Origin of the sequence: Kribbella sp. VKM Ac-2569 (genome assembly GCF_004216905.1) — a bacterium.
Taxonomy (GTDB): domain Bacteria; phylum Actinomycetota; class Actinomycetes; order Propionibacteriales; family Kribbellaceae; genus Kribbella.
Genome location: NZ_SGXJ01000002.1, coordinates 1,270,746 through 1,287,175, shown reverse-complemented (window position 1 = coordinate 1,287,175; position 16,430 = coordinate 1,270,746). Strand labels below are relative to the sequence as shown.

Here is a 16,430-nt window from a genome sequence, read left to right as displayed (position 1 = left end):
GGGAGCCGGGCGTCCGGAGGCGGGCCGTACGCTCGGTGTGTCATGTCTAGGTTGCGACTGGTTCCGGGGACGCCGGACGGAGTGTTGGCGGCGCTCGCCGGGGTGCTGGACGGCAGCGGTACGCCGTTCGCGCCGGTGCCGAGCGACCCGGCCGCGGCTACGCGGGTACATGACGCGGCCAAGCCGGACGAGCCGGTCGAGGACGGCTGTGCGGTGGTGCTGACCACCTCCGGGTCCTCCGGCGAGCCGAAGGGCGTGCTGCTCTCGCGGGAGGCGCTGATCGCGTCGGCGACCGCCACGCACGACCGACTCGGGGGGCCGGGGCAGTGGTTGCTCCCGATGAAGCCGTACTTCGTGGGCGGCCTGCAGATCCTCACGCGCTCACTGGTCGCCGGCACGACGCCTGTGCCGCTGGGCGACAGCTTCACCGCGGCGGCGCGTCAAATGACCGGTGTACGCCGGTACACCGCGATGGTTCCGACGCAGCTGGCGCGCTATCTGGAGACGGATCTGGACGCGCTGCGGTCGTTCGACGCGATCATCATCGGCGGGGCGTCCACACCCGAGCCGTTGAAGGTCAAGGCCGCGGAGGCCGGCGTCAACGCGATCCCGGCGTACGGAATGACCGAGACCGGCAGCGGGTGCGTGTACGCCGGTGTGCCGCTGGACGGTACGTCGATCGACCTGGACGACGGACGCATCCTCATCAAGGGGAGCACGCTCTTCGATGGGTACAGGCTGCGGCCGGAGCTCACCGCCGAAGTACTGCGAGACGGGTGGTTCCGCACGCAGGATCGCGGTGAGCTCGTGGACGGGCGGCTGCGCGTGATCGGTCGCGTGGACGACGTGGTGATCTCCGGCGGAGTGAACGTCACGCTGACGACTGTGCAGGCGCGCCTGCTCGAGCATCCGAAGCTTGCGGACGCTGTAGTACTTGGAGTTCCGGACACCGAGTGGGGGGCGCGTGTGGTCGCGTTCGTCGTAGGTGAGCCGACGCGCGACGAACTCAGGGACTGGGTCAGCCAGACTCTGCCGCGGACGTGGGCCCCGCGGGACGTCGTACAGCTCCAGGCGTTGCCGATGCTTGCCTCGGGCAAGGTGGACCGGCAGCGGTTGCTGGAGGGCATGCGGTGATCACGTACTCGATCGGCCTCAAGAACAAGTTCCGTGGCATCACAGTGCGCGAGGGGATGCTGTACGAAGGCCCTGCGGGCTGGGCGGAGTGGAGCCCGTTCCTCGACTACGACGACGCCACCTGTGTGTCCTGGCTGCGGGCGGCGCGGGAGGCGGCCGAGGACGGCTGGCCCGCACGGGTCCGCGACCGCGTGCCCGTCAACTGCACGGTGCCGGCCATTGGACCCGAGAGAGCTGCGGAGATCGTCAGAGCGTCCGGCTGCAGTACGGCGAAGGTCAAGGTCGCTGAGCCGGGTCAGACACTCGCTGACGACCTGGAGCGGGTCGAAGCGGTGCGGGACGCGATCGGCAGCGGACAGGTACGCATCGACGCCAACGGGCTGTGGTCGGTGGACCAGGCTGTGCAGAACCTCAAGCAGTTGCAGCGGTTCGACCTGGAGTACGTCGAGCAGCCGTGCGCGACCGTGGAGGAGCTGGCCGACGTACGGCGACGTACCGACGTACCTGTTGCCGCTGACGAGTCGATCCGCCGGGCCGAGGACCCGCTGCGGGTCAAGAAGCTCGACGCCGCAGACATCGCCGTGCTGAAGGTACAGCCGATTGGAGGCGTCCGCGCTTGCCTGGAGATCGCTGAGCAGATCGGACTGCCCGTAGTGGTGTCGTCTGCTCTGGAGACCTCAGTAGGCATCGCTGCCGGCGTCGCACTCGCTGCTGCGCTTCCGGAACTGCCCTACGCCTGCGGTCTGGCCACCGTGTCGATGTTCACCCGCGAGGTGGTCGCCGAGCCGCTGCTGCCCACCAACGGGTTCCTGCCGGTTCGAAACGTCGTACCGGATCCCGAGCTGCTGGAAGCCGCGCGTGCGGACGCAGACCGGACAAAGGTGTGGGAAGAACGCCTGTCCCGAGTAAGGAGTGCCGGATGAACCCGTCCACGGCTTTTGCGACTGTGGTGGTCGACGAACTGATCCGCTGCGGGGTACGCGAGGCCGTGGTGTCGCCCGGCTCCCGCAGCGCCCCGCTGGCCCTGGCACTCGCAGCGGCAGACCGTGACGGGCGGCTCAGACTGCACGTACGCATCGACGAACGTACGGCGGGATTCCTGGCCATCGGCTTGATGCGAGGCAGCGGTCTACCAGTACCCGTGGTGACCACCTCAGGCACTGCGGTAGCGAACCTGCACCCGGCTGTGCTCGAGGCGTCGCACAGCGGCCTCCCGCTGATCGTGCTGAGCGCAGACCGGCCACCTGCCCTGAGAGGCAGCGGTGCGAACCAGACGACAGACCAGATCAAGGTGTTCGGCTCTGCGGTCCGCCTGTTCCACGAAATGGGTACGCCGGTCCGTGAGATCGGTCAGGTCGCGTACTGGCGCTCGCAGGTGGCAAGAGCCGTGGCTACGGCAGTAGGTGCCCGTACCGCCGACCCGGGGCCAGTGCAGCTCAACTGTCCGTTCTCGGAGCCGCTGATCCCGACAGAGGGACCAGAGTGGCCTGAGCCGCTGAGCGGACGCAGCACCGGACCGTGGACCTCCATTCACGCAGCAGCGGGCCGTCCGGCAGCTGTGTCGCCCGGACCGAAGACAGTGGTCGTCGCGGGCGACGGTGCGTCACAGTCCGCGCGGTTGGCGGCGGAGGCCGGGCAGTGGCCGTTGTTCGCGGAGCCGTCGAGCCGCGCACGGACCGGGCCGTCGGTCATCCCGGCGTACCGGTTGTTGCTGCAGGCAAGCACTCTGGCGGGCGAGATCGAGCGTGTGCTGGTCTACGGCCACCCGACGTTGTCGCGGCCGATCTCGAAGCTGTTGGCGCGGCCGGACGTCGAGGTGATCGTGGTGTCACCGACCGGGCTGTGGCCGGACCCGGCGCGCCGCGCCAAGTCCGTGGTGACGGCGCTCGAGGTCACCGCACCGGACTCCACCGACTGGCTGGCGCGCTGGCAGGACGCCGATCAGCTAGCCCGTCCCGAGATCGACAAGGTCCTTGCGGACGGCTTGAGCGGACCGCGCGTCGCGGCCCTCGTCGGCGAGGCCGTCGGCGCCGACGGCATGCTCGTCGTCGCCTCCTCGAACCCGATCCGCGACCTCGACCTCGCCCCGATCGTCCCGATCCGCACGATCGCGAACCGCGGCCTGGCCGGTATCGACGGCACGATCTCGACCGCGATCGGCGCCGCCCTCGCCAACGCCGGCCCGACGCACGCGCTGATCGGCGACCTCGCCTTTCTGCACGACAGCAACGGGCTCGTCATCGGGCCGGACGAGGCGCGGCCCGATCTGCGGATCGTGGTCGTGAACGACAACGGCGGCGGGATCTTCTCCACCCTGGAGCAAGGCGATCCGACCCACGCGACGCACTTCGAGCGCATCTTCGGTACGCCGCACAACGTCGACCTCGGCGCACTGTGCGCGGCCAGCGGTACGGCGTACACGCTGGTGCAGACCGTCGACGAGTTGCGGGCCGCGCTGACGCCCACGGTCGCCGGCTTGGACGTGGTCGAGGTGCGGATCTCCCGGGACGATCACCGGCCGCTCGGCGCGGCGCTGGTCGCGGCGCTCAAGCAGCTGTAACAGGGACCTTCCGCGCCGGTTGCAGCGTCCGGAGGTGGCTGAGCAGCGGCACGGCCATCGCGATGACCAGTGCGGTCGTCGTGAGGATCGGGATCGTCGCACCGCGCAGAGACGAGTTGAGTGGAGCGGCGATCGTGAAGATCAGGCTGACCGCGGTGATGATCGTGGTCAGCCGCCGTCCGGGACGTGCGACGGCCAGGAACGGCAGGCACCAGAGGAAGTACCAGTCGTGCGCGCTCGGCCCGAGTACGACGACCGCGAGTAGTGCGACGCCGACAGCCCTTGCTGCGTAGTGGATCGACGACCGGAGACTCAGCCACGCGATCAGACCGAGTGCGGCGACCATGCCGACCAGTCGGACGATCTGCAGCGCTTGTGCGGCCGCAGTGTCCTCCCCTAGCCAGCCCAGTACGCCGGACGCCGCCATACCGATCAGGTTGGCGATGGAGAAGGGTGAACGGACCAGGCCGGGTACGTCGAGCGCACCGAGCCAGCCAGAGCCCACACCGGTCAGTGCACCGATGGTGACGAGCGTCAGCACCGACACTGCGCCCGCAATCACCAGGCTGGCGAACCGGAGCATCCGTCCGGCCAGTGGGCTCATCACTGCGGCGATGGCGATCACCACCAGTCCGCCCGGGAGCTTCACCGCGGCCGCTACGCCGGCCACGACTGCCGCCGTACCCCAGCGACCAGTCAGTGCCAGTGCGAACGCGCTGCTGGCCAGCCCGAGCATCAGTACGTCGTTGTGTGCCGCGCCGATGCCGTGGGTGATCAGCATGGGGTTCAGTACGACCAGCCAGGTGGCGAAAGCCGGGTCGACGCGACATGCGGTCGCCAGGCGCGGTACGGCCCAGGCGATGAGGACGATGCCCAGTACGGCGAGGAGGCGGTGCGCCAGCATCAGCAGGTACGGGTCCATGGTGAGGTGGGCGACCAGACCTCCGTACGCGAGTGGCAGGGGACCGTACGGAGCAGGTGTCTGCAGCCACATCGGGTCAACGGCCTCGATGATGTGGCCGGACAGTACGCCGGGACCCACGTCGTACGGGTTGTAGCCCTCGGCCACCAGTGCGCCCTGGGCCGCGTAGCTCCAGGCGTCGCGGCTGAACAGCGGCGGGGCCAGCAGGAGCGGTGCGCTCCAGCACGCCGTCATACGAAGCAGTGGGAGGCGTTCGCCGGCTATGACGCGCCTGCCCACGGTCAGCCAGGCCCAGGCCATCAGCCCGAGCCCAGCGACCATGAACGTCAACCCGACCATCCGGCCGGTCAAGGAGTGGCGCAGCGGGATGGGAGCGACCCAGGACGACTCCGGCACGACAGACGTCACCAGGCTCGCCAGCGCGACTACAACAGAGCCGACGACCCCACGGACCATCGGCGAGCGCATGGCCGGACCGTAGCCCGGCCATGCGACAGGTCGATGAACATCAAGCGGATTCCTTGCGGAACGTTCTTGCGCCGACAGCCAGTCCGATGACGGTCAGCAGGACTACCCAGAACAGGCCCCAGAGCGACGACGAGCTGCTGATGTCGCCGCGGAACAGAGCGCGTACGCCGTTGACCACGTGCTTCAGCGGGCTGATGTCGGACAGCCGCTGCAGCCACGTCGGACCGATCTGCATCGGCAGGAGGATGCCGGACAGCAGCAGGAGCGGCATGGCGATGCCGTTCAGCAGTGGTGCCAGTGCGTCCTCGCTCTTGGTGATGAGCGCGACGGAGTACGACAGCGAGGCGAACGTGGCGCCGAGCAGCGCGACGATCACCAGCGAGAGCAGTACGCCGGCCCACGGGGCACGCAGACCCAGAGGCAGTGCTGCGAGCAGCAGGAGGACCGACTGGACCACGAGTACGACGACATCCCGCAGTACTCGCCCTGCCATCAGCGCGATGCGGGAGGCCGGGGTGACGCGGTCGGCCTCGATCACGCCGGCCCGGTACTCCGCGATCAGGCCGAAGCCGACGAACATCGCGCCGAACATGCCGAGCTGCACGATCAGGCCGGGAATGAAGACCTGGTACGCGTTCGTGGTGGCGCCCTCGCTGATCTGGGCGGTGATCGGCTTCAGCAGCGGGCCGAACAGGAACAGGTACATCAGCGGCTGGCTGAGCATCAGGATCGACCACATCGGGTTGCGCAGCGACAGCCGCATCTGGCGATGGAAAACGATCCAGGTTTCACGCAGGACGGTCACGCCGCGCTCTCCTTCTTCTCCTCGGTCCCGGTGGCGTCCTCGTCGCGGAGGGAGCGGCCGGTCATGGTCAGGAACACGTCGTCGAGCGTCGGCCGATGGACCTCGACCCCGTGCAACTCGATGCCCTGGGCATCGATCGAACGGAGCAGCCCGGGTAGCACCGAGCCGCCGCGGGGGATCCGGAAACCGACCACGGCGTCCTCGGTCTCGACCTCGACCGCACCCTCGAGCTCGCGGACGATCTTCATCACCGCCGGTGCCTGCGAGGTGTCCGCGATACTCAGCCGGACGGCGTCCCCGGAGACCTGCTGCTTCAGGTTCTCCGGCGTACCGGCGGCGACGATCTTGCCGTGGTCGATGACGAGGATCCGGTCGCAGAGGGCGTCCGCCTCGTCCAGGTAGTGCGTGGTCAGGAAGATCGTCGCGCCGCGGTCGCGGAGACCGCGGATGTGCTCCCAGAGGTTGGCGCGCGCCTGGGGGTCGAGGCCCGTGGTCGGCTCGTCCAGGAAGATCAGCTTCGGGTCGTGGATCAGGCCCATCACGATGTCGAGACGTCGGCGCTGCCCGCCGGAGAGCGTCTTGCACTGGCGGCGCCAGAGGCCGGGGAGGTCGAGCTCCTCGAACAGGCGCTGCCCTTCCGCGGTCGCCTTCGCCTTCGGTACGCCGTACAGCCGGGCGTGATCGACGACCTCGTCGCCGGCGATGGCCTCGGGCAGGGTGGACCCGCTCTGCGGGACATACCCGATGCCGCGGCGGACACCCACCGGGTCCTTCGCGAGATCGCATCCGGCGACCGTCGCGATCCCCGCCGTCGGCTGGATGAGCGTCGCCAGCATCCGCATCGTCGTGGTCTTACCGGCCCCGTTCGGCCCCAGAAAGCCGACGATCTCCCCATCGGCCACATCAAGGTCAACCCCCTGCACCGCCTGTACAGGGCCTCGCTTCGTCTTGAACGTCCGCACCAGCCCGCGAGCTTCGATCATCATGCGGGCCAGTCTGACTAATCAACTTTGACTAGTCAATCTTGATTACCACCCCTCCAACCCCAACTTTGAGAAGCCACCGACCATCACGAGACCGCGAAAATGATCGGTGGCTTCTCAAAGTTGGGCGCGGAAGCCGGGGGAGCGGGGGTGGAGTCAGGAGGTGGGGGCGTCGGGGATTTCGCCCCAGTGGGTGACCATGCCGGGGTAGGGCTCCCAGTCGGCGGTTTCGCCGGCGAAGGCGTAGGCGCCTTCGCGGATGCGGTCGAGGAACTCGCGGGTCCACCGGAGCTCTCCGCCGTCGCGGGCGGAGGTGATCCGGAACATCTCGACCACGTGGTTCGGGGTGGCCGGGTCCTCGAGGATGTGGCGTTCGGAGTACGGCTCGGCCTTCAGCCAGGACTCCAGCTGGCTGATCCGCGCCTCGAGGGCGGCGATCACCTCGTCGCGGCGCAGCGACCACATGAAGCTGATCGTGGCCTGCATCTTGTCGGGGTGGAATCCGTCGACGGTCCACAGCATGCCGCGCAGCAGCGAGAAGTACTCCGTCTCACCGTCTGCGGTCAGTTTGTACGACGTACGCCCGGGGCGATGTGCGCCGTCCTGCTCGAATTCCTGGAGGTACCCGTGCTTGGCCAGCGTACGCAGCCCCGTGTAGATCGAGCCGGGGTTGACGTTCGCCCACGCCTCCACGTTCCACGTCAGCAACTCACGCCGCAGCTGGTACCCGTACGCCGGCTGGAAGATCCGCACGACGCCGAGCAGCAACAACCGCGTGGTGGACATGCTCGCAGTGTAAATCCGGACGACCTGTCCGGGGCTGCAGGCGTACGCTCCCGGACATGGATGTCCGCGTGACGAGCGATCCACAGGCTTTCGAGCAGACCGTGTTTCCTTTCCTGCAACAGGATCCGGTGCTGAACAACCTCGTCATGACCGTCGTCCACGAGCGCGCGACCGGCCGGATGAGTGAAACCGAGCCGTCGTACTACGTCTCCGTGCACGACCCGGATGTGGTGGGCGTCGCGATGCGCACGCCGGGGCGTTACGTGTACCTCGGCGCGCTGCGCGAAGATCTCGCGGAGCCGGTCGCCGACGCGTTGGCCGACGTACTGCCGGACGTCCCCGGCGTCGCGGGGGATCGACCTGTCGTGACGAGGTTCGGCGAACGGTGGTGTGCGCACCGCGGTGGGCAGGCGACGGTGGTGCGTGGCACGCGGTTGCACAAGCTGATCGAGCTCACGCCGCTCGAGGCCGATGCAGGCGCGGCGCGCTTGATGGCCGCGGATGAGGTCGACCTGGTCGCGGCCTGGGGCAAGGACGGGTTTGCCGAAGAGCTGACCGTCGGCCACCGCGAGTGGGCCGAGCGGCACCTGGAGCACGAGAGCATGCTGATCTGGGAGGTCGACGGCGAGCCGGTCAGCATGGTCGGCTTCCATCAGCCGGTCTTCGGCGTCAGCCGGGTCGGTCCGGTCTACACGCCTCCGGAGCGGCGCCGGCACGGGTACGCCGGTGCGTTGACCAGTCACGTGACGGCGATGATCCTTGCCGATGGCAACCAGGCCTGCCTGTTCACCGACCTGGCGAACCCGACCTCCAACAAGATCTACTACCAGGCGGGCTACCGCCCGGTCGCCGACTTCGTCGAGGCCGAGTTCAGTTGATCTCGAGGGACTGACCGGGGGCCAGGCCGTGGTACGGGCGGCCGCCGGCCTCGCCGATCCAGCGTTGCATCATGCCGAGGCCGACGTCGCTGAGCAGGGCGTTGTGGATGCCGACGGTCTGCTCCGCCTTGATCGAGCGGGCGTACTCGACCGCCGGCGCCAGCGAGAACCACGGGCCGGAGATCGGGACCAGGTTGGTGTGCACCTCGCGGTCCGGCTGGGTGAACGAGTCGCCCGGGTGGTAGACCGCGTCGTCGACCAGGTAGCCGATGTTCTCGCACGGTACGCCGAGCTCGGGCAGGATCACCGCGTGATCCTTGCCGTAGGCACGGACCGCGAAACCGGCCGCGTCGAACGACTGACCGTCCGCCACGACCGTGACCCGCTCGTCGTTCAGCGCGGCCGCGACACCGGCGGTGGTGAAGACCGGCACCTGCAACCCGCGCAGCCGCTCGACGTCGACGTGGTCGGGGTGCTCGTGTGTGATCAGCACCGCGTCCGCCTTCTCGAAGGCCGCGTCCTCGGAGAACGTGCCCGGGTCGATCAGCAGCACCTTCCCGTCCTTCTCCAGACGGACACAGGCGTGTGCGAACTTCGTCAGCTTCACAGTCAGTCTCCCAACGCGTCTCTCATCGGCACCAGCTTGGCGTTCGTTTCGGCCAGTTCGGCGTCCGGGTCGGAACCCGCGACGATGCCGGCGCCGGCGAACAGGCGCATCCGGCGCGGCTCCTCCGGGTCGGCCTGGCCGCAGCGCAGTGCGATGCACCATTCGCCGTCGCCGGCCGCGTCCATCCACCCGACCGGTCCGCTGAACCGGCCGCGCTGCATGCCCTCGATCTCACCGATCAGGTCCCGCGCGACCGGCGTCGGCGTACCGCAGACGGCCGCGGACGGGTGCAGGGCGGCGGCGAGGCCCAGCGCGGACGCGCCGTTGTTCGCGACGCCGGCGACATCGGTCGCAAGGTGCATCACGTTCGGCAGGTGCAGCACGAACGGGGTTTCCGGCACGTTCATCGACGTACAGTGCGGCTCCAGCGCCTCGGCGACCGAGCGGACCGCGAACTCGTGCTCCTCGAGGTCCTTCGACGACCGGGCCAGCGACGCGGCCAGCGCCAGGTCGTGCTCGTCGTCGCCGGTACGGCGGATGGTCCCGGCCAGCACGCGGGACGTGATCAGGCCCTTCTCCCGGCGTACCAGCAGCTCCGGGGTGGCGCCGATCAGGCCGTCGACGGAGAACGTCCAGCAGTTCGGGTACGCCGTCGCGAGCCGGTGCAGCGGCCAGCGCAGATCGATCGGCTGCTCGGCGATCGCGATCAGGTCGCGGGCCAGCACCACCTTCTCAAGCTCGCCGGCGGTGATCCGGCGGACCGCGTCGGCGACGATGGTCGACCAGTCCGTCCCGGTCCGGGCGCCGTCCGCGAACGCCACGTCGTAAACCGGCGACGGCTCGTGCACGACCAGCTCGGGCGGTGCGCCCAGCGAGCTGGCCGGCGAGATCGTGGTCACCCAGGTCGTGTCGCCGCGGCGGCCGACGATCACGTCGGGGACCACCAGCTCACCCGGGTCCTGATCGGTGAAGCCGAAGGAGCCGAAGCAGACCAGCCCGGAGCCCGGTACGCCGACCTCGTCGCGGACCACCGCGGCCGACGTCAGCTCCTGCCACCAGGTCATGGCCTCCTCGAAGCGGTTGCTACCGGCAACGTCCAGCCGGGCGGCGACGCCCCAGCCGACGTGGCCGTCGCCCCGCCGTACCCACGCGAGTCCGCCCTCGTCCGGCAGATGGTCCAGCAGTTGCGCCGAGACCCCGTCCACCGACTGACTGCGAACCACCAACTGCGGTGCGGGGCCTCGGGTCGCGAGGGCCGCACGGCTACCTGGAGATGCACTCACGAGATGCAAGCGTATGCCTCCCGTCCGCCCGACTCCCCCTCGCGTGATCAACTAGACAGGTGACGCGCGCAGATCTGAGCAAGGACCCGCAGGCCGTGGCGGCCATGTTCGACAACGTGGCCGAGGGGTACGACCGGACCAACGCGGTCGCGACGATGGGGCTGGAGAAGCTGTACTGGCGGCCCGCGACGCTGGCCGCGATCGCGCCGCGGAAGGGGATGAAGATCCTCGACCTCGCGGCCGGGACCGGCGCCTCCAGCATTCACCTGCGCGAGGCCGGCGCCGAGGTGGTGTCCTGCGACTTCTCGGTCGGCATGCTCCGGGTCGGCAAGCGCCGGCACCCCGAGCTGGACCTGGTCGCGGGCGACGCCCTGCGGCTGCCGTTCGCCGACGACACGTTCGACGTGGTGACGATCTCCTGGGCGCTGCGGAACGTGAACGACGTCGGCGCCGCGCTGCAGGAGATGCTGCGGGTGACCCGCCCCGGCGGACGTCTCGTCGTACTCGAGCAGTCGCACCCGACCTGGAAGCCGTTCCGGGTCGTGTACCTGGAGTACATGATGCGGGCGGTGCCGGCGGTGGCGAAGGTGGTGTCGACCAACCCCGAGGCGTACGAGTACCTCGCGGAGTCGACGCGCGCCTGGCTGCCGCAGGAGCCGCTGGCCCGGGCGATCGAAGGCGCCGGGTGGACCCGTGTGCAGTGGCGCAATCTGACCGGCGGCCTGGTCGCCATCCACCGGGCCGTCAAGGCCGATTAATAACGCAACGGAACTTAAGCGAAAATCGCTTGCCCGCAAGGGGGTTGGGGCGAGTTTCGTGTCCGCGTCAGGCAGTCCTAGACTGTCGAGTGAAGAGGGTTCGTGAATCACTTCACGAGCGCACACGCCCCTAAACATCCAGGCCGGGAAGAGATGAGCCAGAGCGTGCCGAGCGGGCAGCAGGCGGAGACCGCCGATGTGATCGTCGTCGGTGCCGGACCCGCCGGATCGGCGGCGGCGTACCACCTGGCGAACGCCGGACTGGACGTCCTGCTGCTGGAGAAGACGGCGTTCCCGCGGGAGAAGGTGTGCGGCGACGGGCTCACCCCGCGCGGCACCAAGCAGCTCATCAACATGGGCATCGACATCTCCGAAGAGGCCGGCTGGATCCGGAACTACGGACTCCGCATCCAGGGCGCCGGGCACGTCCTGCAGCTCGACTGGCCGGATCTGGCCAGCCACCCGAACTACGGGCTGACCCGGAACCGGATGGACTTCGACGAGATGCTCGCCCGGCAGGCCGAGAAGGCCGGGGCGCGGCTGCGGGAGCGGACCAACGTGACCGGCCCGATCCTCGATGGCCGCGGCGACATCGTCGGGGTCACCGCGAAGCCGGTCGACGACAACGGCCGCCGGGCCGGCGGCGACGTCGAGTACCGGGCGCCACTGGTGATGGCGGCCGACGGGAACTCGTCGCGGTTGAGCATCGCGATGGGCCTGCACAAGCGCGACGACCGCCCGATGGGTGTCGCCGTACGGACGTACTTCACCAGCCCGCGGACCAACGACGACTACCTCGAGTCCTGGCTGGAACTGTGGGCCGACGACCCGAAGCAGCCCGGTGGCCGCGTGCTGCTTCCCGGCTACGGCTGGATCTTCGGGATGGGCGACGGCACGGTCAACGTCGGCCTCGGCATCCTGAACACCTCGGAGGCGTTCGGCAAGGTCGACTACGCCGACCTGCTGAAGCAGTGGCTCAAGGTCACGCCCGAGGAGTGGCAGTTCCGGGACGAGTTCCAGACCATCCCGATCCGGGGCGCCGCGCTGCCGATGGGCTTCAACCGGCAGCCGCACTACACCCGCGGCCTGATGCTGCTCGGCGACGCCGGCGGCATGGTCAACCCGTTCAACGGCGAAGGCATCCCGTACGCGATGGAGTCCGGGGCGTTCGCCGCCGAGGTCGCCGCCCAGGCGCTGCACCGGCAGCCGAACCAGCGGGAACGCGCGCTGTCGGCGTACCCGAAGGCGCTGAAGCAGGAGTACGGCGGTTACTACACGCTCGGCCGGATCTTCGTGAAGCTGATCGGAAATCCGGAGGTGATGCGGCTCTGCACCAAGTACGGTCTGCCGCGCACCACCCTGATGAAGTTCACCCTGAAGTTGCTTGCCAACCTCACCGACCCGCGTGACGGGGACGTGATGGACAAGATCATCAACGGCCTCACCAAGCTCGCCCCGGCCGCCTGACCGGCGGGGCGAGTGAGCTGAGCCACAGCGCTACTGATATCCAAAGACAAGTTAAGTACAGACCACCGGCTGAAGGAGGGAGCACGCAGCGATGCACCCCTATACACCGATTCTCGCTCTCGGTGTGCTCGCGGCGCTCTTCGTCGCAGGCAGCATCACCGTTAGCGCGCTGGTCGGCCCGAAGCGCTACAACCGGGCCCGGCTGGACTCCTACGAGTGCGGCATCGAGCCCACTCCGCAGCCGGTCGGCGGTGGGCGCTTCCCGGTGAAGTACTACATCACCGCGATGCTGTTCATCGTTTTCGACATCGAGATCATCTTCCTCTACCCGTGGGCGGTGGCCTTCGACCAGATGGCACTGTTCGGGCTCGTCGAGATGGTCATCTTCATCGTCACCGTCTTCGTCGCGTACGCCTACGTATGGCGCCGCGGCGGACTGGAGTGGGACTGACATGGGTCTTGAGGAACAGCTTCCGGCCGGCGTCCTGCTGAGCACCGTCGAAGGACTGCTCGGCTACATGCGCAAGGCCTCGTTGTGGCCGGCAACCTTCGGGCTGGCCTGCTGCGCCATCGAGATGATGACCACCGGCGCCCCGCGGTACGACGCCGCGCGGTTCGGCATGGAGGTCTTCCGGGCCTCGCCGCGACAGGCCGACCTGATGATCGTGGCCGGCCGGGTGAGCCAGAAGATGGCTCCGGTACTGCGCCAGATCTACGACCAGATGCCCGGCCCGAAGTGGGTGCTGGCGATGGGCGTGTGCGCGTCGTCGGGCGGCATGTTCAACAACTACGCGATCGTGCAGGGCGTGGACCACGTCGTACCGGTCGACATGTACCTGCCCGGCTGCCCGCCGCGGCCGGAGATGTTGCTGGACGCGTTCCTGAAGATCCACGACCAGATCCAGCACATGAAGCTCGGCGCGCACAAGAAGGCGCTGGAGACCGAGCTGGAGGCCGCGGCCCTGACCGCCGCCCCGACGATCGAGATGAAGGGTCTGCTCCGGTGAGTGACTCCCAGCCCGAGAACCTTCCGGCGACGTCTGCCGCCAGTGACGCGCAGACGCCGCAGGCCGAGGTGATCGAACAGCGCGAGGGCATGTTCGGTGTCCGCGGTACCGGTGACACCTCCGGCTTCGGTGGCCTGCGTCGTCAGGTCGCGCTGCCGGGCGGTACGCCGAAGCCGTACGGCTCCTGGTTCGACGGTGCGGTGGACCGGCTGGAAGGCCTGGCCGCCGACGGTGCGATCGAGAAGGTCGTCGTCGACCGCGGTGAGCTGACCCTGCACATCAAGCGCGAGAACCTGGTCGACGTGTGCCAGCACCTGCGCGACGACGAGGCGCTGCGGTTCGAGTTCTGCTCCGGTGTCAGCGGTGTGCACTACCCGGAAGAGACCGGCCGCGAGCTGCACGCCGTCTACCACTTCCTGTCGATCACCCACAACCGCCGGATCCGGCTGGAGGTGTCGGCGCCCGACGCCGACCCGCACATCCCGTCGGTCGTCTCGGTCTACCCGGCCAACGACTGGCACGAGCGGGAGACCTGGGACTTCTTCGGCATCATCTTCGACGGACACCCGGCCCTGACCCGGATCCAGATGCCCGACGACTGGCCGGGTCACCCGCAGCGCAAGGACTACCCGCTCGGCGGTATCGACGTCGAGTACAAGGGCGCTGTCATCCCACCGCCCGACACGCGGAGGTCGTACAACTAATGACCGCAACAGATCCGTACGCGACCACCCGGGACACCACCGAGGGCAAGGTCTTCACCGTCACCGGCCAGGACTGGGACTCGGTCGTCTCCGGCCTCGACGAGGAGCCGGAAGAGCGCGTCGTCGTCAACATGGGCCCGCAGCACCCGTCCACGCACGGTGTGCTCCGGCTGATCCTCGAGCTCGACGGTGAGAACGTGACCGAGGCCCGCTGCGGCATCGGGTACCTGCACACCGGTATCGAGAAGAACATGGAGTTCCGCTCCTGGGTGCAGGGCGTCACGTTCGTCACCCGGATGGACTACCTGTCGCCGTTCTACAACGAGGCGGCGTACTGCCTGGCGGTCGAGCGGCTGCTCGGGATCGAGGACGACATCCCGGACAAGGCGAACGTGATGCGGGTGCTCCTGATGGAGCTCAACCGGATCAGCAGCCACCTGGTCTGCATCGCCACCGGCGGTATGGAGATCGGCGCGCTGACCGTGATGACGATCGGTTTCCGCGAGCGTGAGAAGACCCTGGACCTGTTCGAGCTGATCACCGGGCTGCGGATGAACCACGCGTTCATCCGGCCGGGCGGTGTCGCGCAGGACCTCCCGCCGGGTGCGCTGGACAAGATCCGCGAGTACATCACGTGGATGAACCGGCACCTCAAGGAGTACGCCGAACTCTGCAACGCCAACCCGATCTTCAAGGCGCGGCTGCAGGACGTCGGCTACCTGGACCTGGCCGGCTGCATGGCGCTCGGCATCTCCGGCCCGACGGTGCGCTCCACCGGCTACGCGCTCGACCTGCGCAAGAGCCAGCCGTACTGCGGGTACGAGACGTACGACTTCGACGTACCGACCTGGGACTCCTCGGACGCGTACGGACGGTTCCGCGTGCGGCTGCAGGAGATGCACGAGTCGCTGAAGATCGTCGAGCAGTGCGCCGACCGGCTGGAGAAGATGGACGGCCAGCCGGTGATGGTCGCCGACAAGAAGATCGGCTGGCCGAGCCAGCTGGCCGTCGGCGCCGACGGGATGGGCAACTCGCTCGACCACATCAAGCACATCATGGGCGAGTCGATGGAAGCGCTGATCCATCACTTCAAGCTGGTCACCGAGGGCTTCCGGGTGCCGGCCGGCCAGGCGTACGTCGCGCTCGAGTCGCCGCGCGGCGAGATGGGCTGCCACGTCGTCTCCGACGGCGGCACCAAGCCGTACCGGGTGCACTTCCGTGACCCGTCCTTCGCAAACCTGCAGGCGATGCCGATCATGTGCGAGGGCGGCCAGGTCGCCGACGTGATCGTCGCCGTCGCCAGCCTTGACCCGGTGATGGGTGGAGTGGACCGCTAAATGGCCGAGAACCACACGACTGCTACCGACAAGACGGTGCCCTACAGCACCGGCGACTCGAAGATCACCGACGCCACGATCGCGGAGATGCGCGAGATCGCGGCGCGGTACCCGGTCGCCCGGTCCGCGCTGCTGCCGATGCTGCACCTGGTGCAGTCGGTCGAGGGCCGGGTCACCCCGGAGGGCATCGAGGCCTGCGCCGACGTGCTCGGGCTGACCGGCGCCGAGGTGTCGGCGGTGGCCACCTTCTACACGATGTACAAGCGCCGCCCGGTCGGCGACTACCACGTCGGCGTCTGCACCAACACGCTGTGCGCGGTGATGGGCGGCGACCTGATCTTCGACCGGCTGAAGCAGCACCTCGACGTCGGCAACGACGAGACCACCGAGGACGGCAAGATCACCCTCGAGCACCTCGAGTGCAACGCGGCCTGTGACTACGCGCCGGTGATGATGGTCAACTGGGAGTTCTTCGACGACATGACGCCGGAGTCCGCCACCCAGCTGGTCGACGACCTGCGGGACGGCAACGAGGTGAAGTCGCCGCGCGGTGCGACGGTCTGCACCTGGCGCGAGACCGAGCGGGTGCTGGCCGGTTACCCCGACGGCCGTGCCGACGAGGGCCCGACCGGCGGCAAGGCCACGCTGGCCGGCCTCCGCCTGGCCCGTGAGCGCGGCTGGACTGCGCCCGGTGGCTCCTCCAACGCCGAGACCCAGAAGGAGGACTGACC

17 protein-coding genes are annotated in these 16,430 nt (G+C 68.5%); 11 read left to right on the top strand and 6 right to left on the bottom strand.

Annotation, left to right across the window (positions count from 1 at the left end):
- Positions 1–42: 42 nt before the first annotated feature.
- From menE to menD, 3 genes are read left to right on the top strand one after another with little or no spacing between them, the layout of a single operon-like run.
- On the top strand, positions 43–1,134 hold the full coding sequence (menE, locus tag EV649_RS19395) for an o-succinylbenzoate--CoA ligase (RefSeq protein WP_130384828.1): 1,092 nt from the start codon (positions 43–45) through the stop codon (positions 1,132–1,134).
- Entirely contained in the window at positions 1,131–2,057 is a 927-nt protein-coding gene (locus EV649_RS19390; RefSeq protein ID WP_130384827.1) for an o-succinylbenzoate synthase, read from the top strand. The genes menE and EV649_RS19390 overlap by 4 nt, the downstream gene beginning before the upstream one ends.
- Complete coding sequence (gene menD, locus EV649_RS19385; protein WP_130384826.1) at positions 2,054–3,694, top strand: 2-succinyl-5-enolpyruvyl-6-hydroxy-3-cyclohexene-1-carboxylic-acid synthase; 1,641 nt, start codon at positions 2,054–2,056, stop codon at positions 3,692–3,694. The genes EV649_RS19390 and menD overlap by 4 nt, the downstream gene beginning before the upstream one ends.
- Here menD and mptB read toward each other — a convergent pair.
- The 4 genes from mptB to EV649_RS19365 form a co-directional block, all read right to left on the bottom strand.
- Positions 3,681–5,084, bottom strand: coding sequence for a polyprenol phosphomannose-dependent alpha 1,6 mannosyltransferase MptB (gene mptB / locus EV649_RS19380; protein WP_130384825.1), 1,404 nt, complete (start codon positions 5,082–5,084; stop codon positions 3,681–3,683). The two genes, menD and mptB, sit on opposite strands and share 14 nt — an antisense overlap.
- Before the next feature lie 40 nt (positions 5,085–5,124).
- A complete protein-coding gene (locus EV649_RS19375; RefSeq protein WP_130384824.1) occupies positions 5,125–5,889 on the bottom strand; it encodes an ABC transporter permease in 765 nt (254 codons plus the stop codon).
- On the bottom strand, positions 5,886–6,875 hold the full coding sequence (locus tag EV649_RS19370; RefSeq protein WP_130384823.1) for an ATP-binding cassette domain-containing protein: 990 nt from the start codon (positions 6,873–6,875) through the stop codon (positions 5,886–5,888). Before EV649_RS19370 ends, EV649_RS19375 begins: the two co-directional genes overlap by 4 nt.
- A 153-nt stretch (positions 6,876–7,028) precedes the next feature.
- On the bottom strand, positions 7,029–7,658 hold the full coding sequence (locus tag EV649_RS19365; RefSeq protein WP_130384822.1) for a PadR family transcriptional regulator: 630 nt from the start codon (positions 7,656–7,658) through the stop codon (positions 7,029–7,031).
- Between the two features lie 56 nt (positions 7,659–7,714).
- Here EV649_RS19365 and EV649_RS19360 point away from each other — a divergent pair, with 56 nt between their 5' ends.
- The gene (locus EV649_RS19360) at positions 7,715–8,536 is read left to right on the top strand and encodes a GNAT family N-acetyltransferase (protein ID WP_130384821.1); all 822 of its coding nucleotides are present in this window, start codon (positions 7,715–7,717) and stop codon (positions 8,534–8,536) included.
- On the opposite strand, the gene EV649_RS19355 is transcribed toward EV649_RS19360, so the two are convergent.
- Together EV649_RS19355 and EV649_RS19350 are read right to left on the bottom strand one after the other, a co-directional pair.
- Positions 8,529–9,143, bottom strand: coding sequence for an MBL fold metallo-hydrolase (locus tag EV649_RS19355; RefSeq protein ID WP_130384820.1), 615 nt, complete (start codon positions 9,141–9,143; stop codon positions 8,529–8,531). The genes EV649_RS19360 and EV649_RS19355 overlap by 8 nt on opposite strands.
- Before the next feature lie 2 nt (positions 9,144–9,145).
- Complete coding sequence (locus EV649_RS19350; RefSeq protein WP_130384819.1) at positions 9,146–10,426, bottom strand: isochorismate synthase; 1,281 nt, start codon at positions 10,424–10,426, stop codon at positions 9,146–9,148.
- Positions 10,427–10,485: 59 nt separating this feature from the next.
- On the opposite strand from EV649_RS19350, the gene EV649_RS19345 reads away from it, so the two are divergent.
- From EV649_RS19345 to nuoE, 7 genes are all read left to right on the top strand, one after another.
- Positions 10,486–11,184, top strand: coding sequence for a demethylmenaquinone methyltransferase (locus EV649_RS19345; RefSeq protein ID WP_130384818.1), 699 nt, complete (start codon positions 10,486–10,488; stop codon positions 11,182–11,184).
- Between the two features lie 153 nt (positions 11,185–11,337).
- Positions 11,338–12,651, top strand: coding sequence for a geranylgeranyl reductase family protein (locus EV649_RS19340; RefSeq protein WP_130384817.1), 1,314 nt, complete (start codon positions 11,338–11,340; stop codon positions 12,649–12,651).
- 91 nt (positions 12,652–12,742) lie between these two features.
- Positions 12,743–13,102, top strand: a complete 360-nt coding sequence (locus EV649_RS19335) for an NADH-quinone oxidoreductase subunit A (protein ID WP_130384816.1) — start codon at positions 12,743–12,745, stop codon at positions 13,100–13,102.
- Between the two features lies 1 nt (position 13,103).
- The gene (locus tag EV649_RS19330; RefSeq protein ID WP_130384815.1) at positions 13,104–13,658 is read left to right on the top strand and encodes an NADH-quinone oxidoreductase subunit B; all 555 of its coding nucleotides are present in this window, start codon (positions 13,104–13,106) and stop codon (positions 13,656–13,658) included.
- Complete coding sequence (locus tag EV649_RS19325) at positions 13,655–14,362, top strand: NADH-quinone oxidoreductase subunit C (protein ID WP_130384814.1); 708 nt, start codon at positions 13,655–13,657, stop codon at positions 14,360–14,362. The genes EV649_RS19330 and EV649_RS19325 overlap by 4 nt, the downstream gene beginning before the upstream one ends.
- Positions 14,362–15,699, top strand: a complete 1,338-nt coding sequence (locus tag EV649_RS19320; protein ID WP_130384813.1) for an NADH-quinone oxidoreductase subunit D — start codon at positions 14,362–14,364, stop codon at positions 15,697–15,699. Before EV649_RS19325 ends, EV649_RS19320 begins: the two co-directional genes overlap by 1 nt.
- Positions 15,700–16,428 (top strand): NADH-quinone oxidoreductase subunit NuoE, encoded by a 729-nt coding sequence (gene nuoE / locus EV649_RS19315; protein WP_198682562.1) that lies wholly within the window; start codon positions 15,700–15,702, stop codon positions 16,426–16,428.
- The last annotated feature ends 2 nt before the right edge of the window (positions 16,429–16,430 follow it).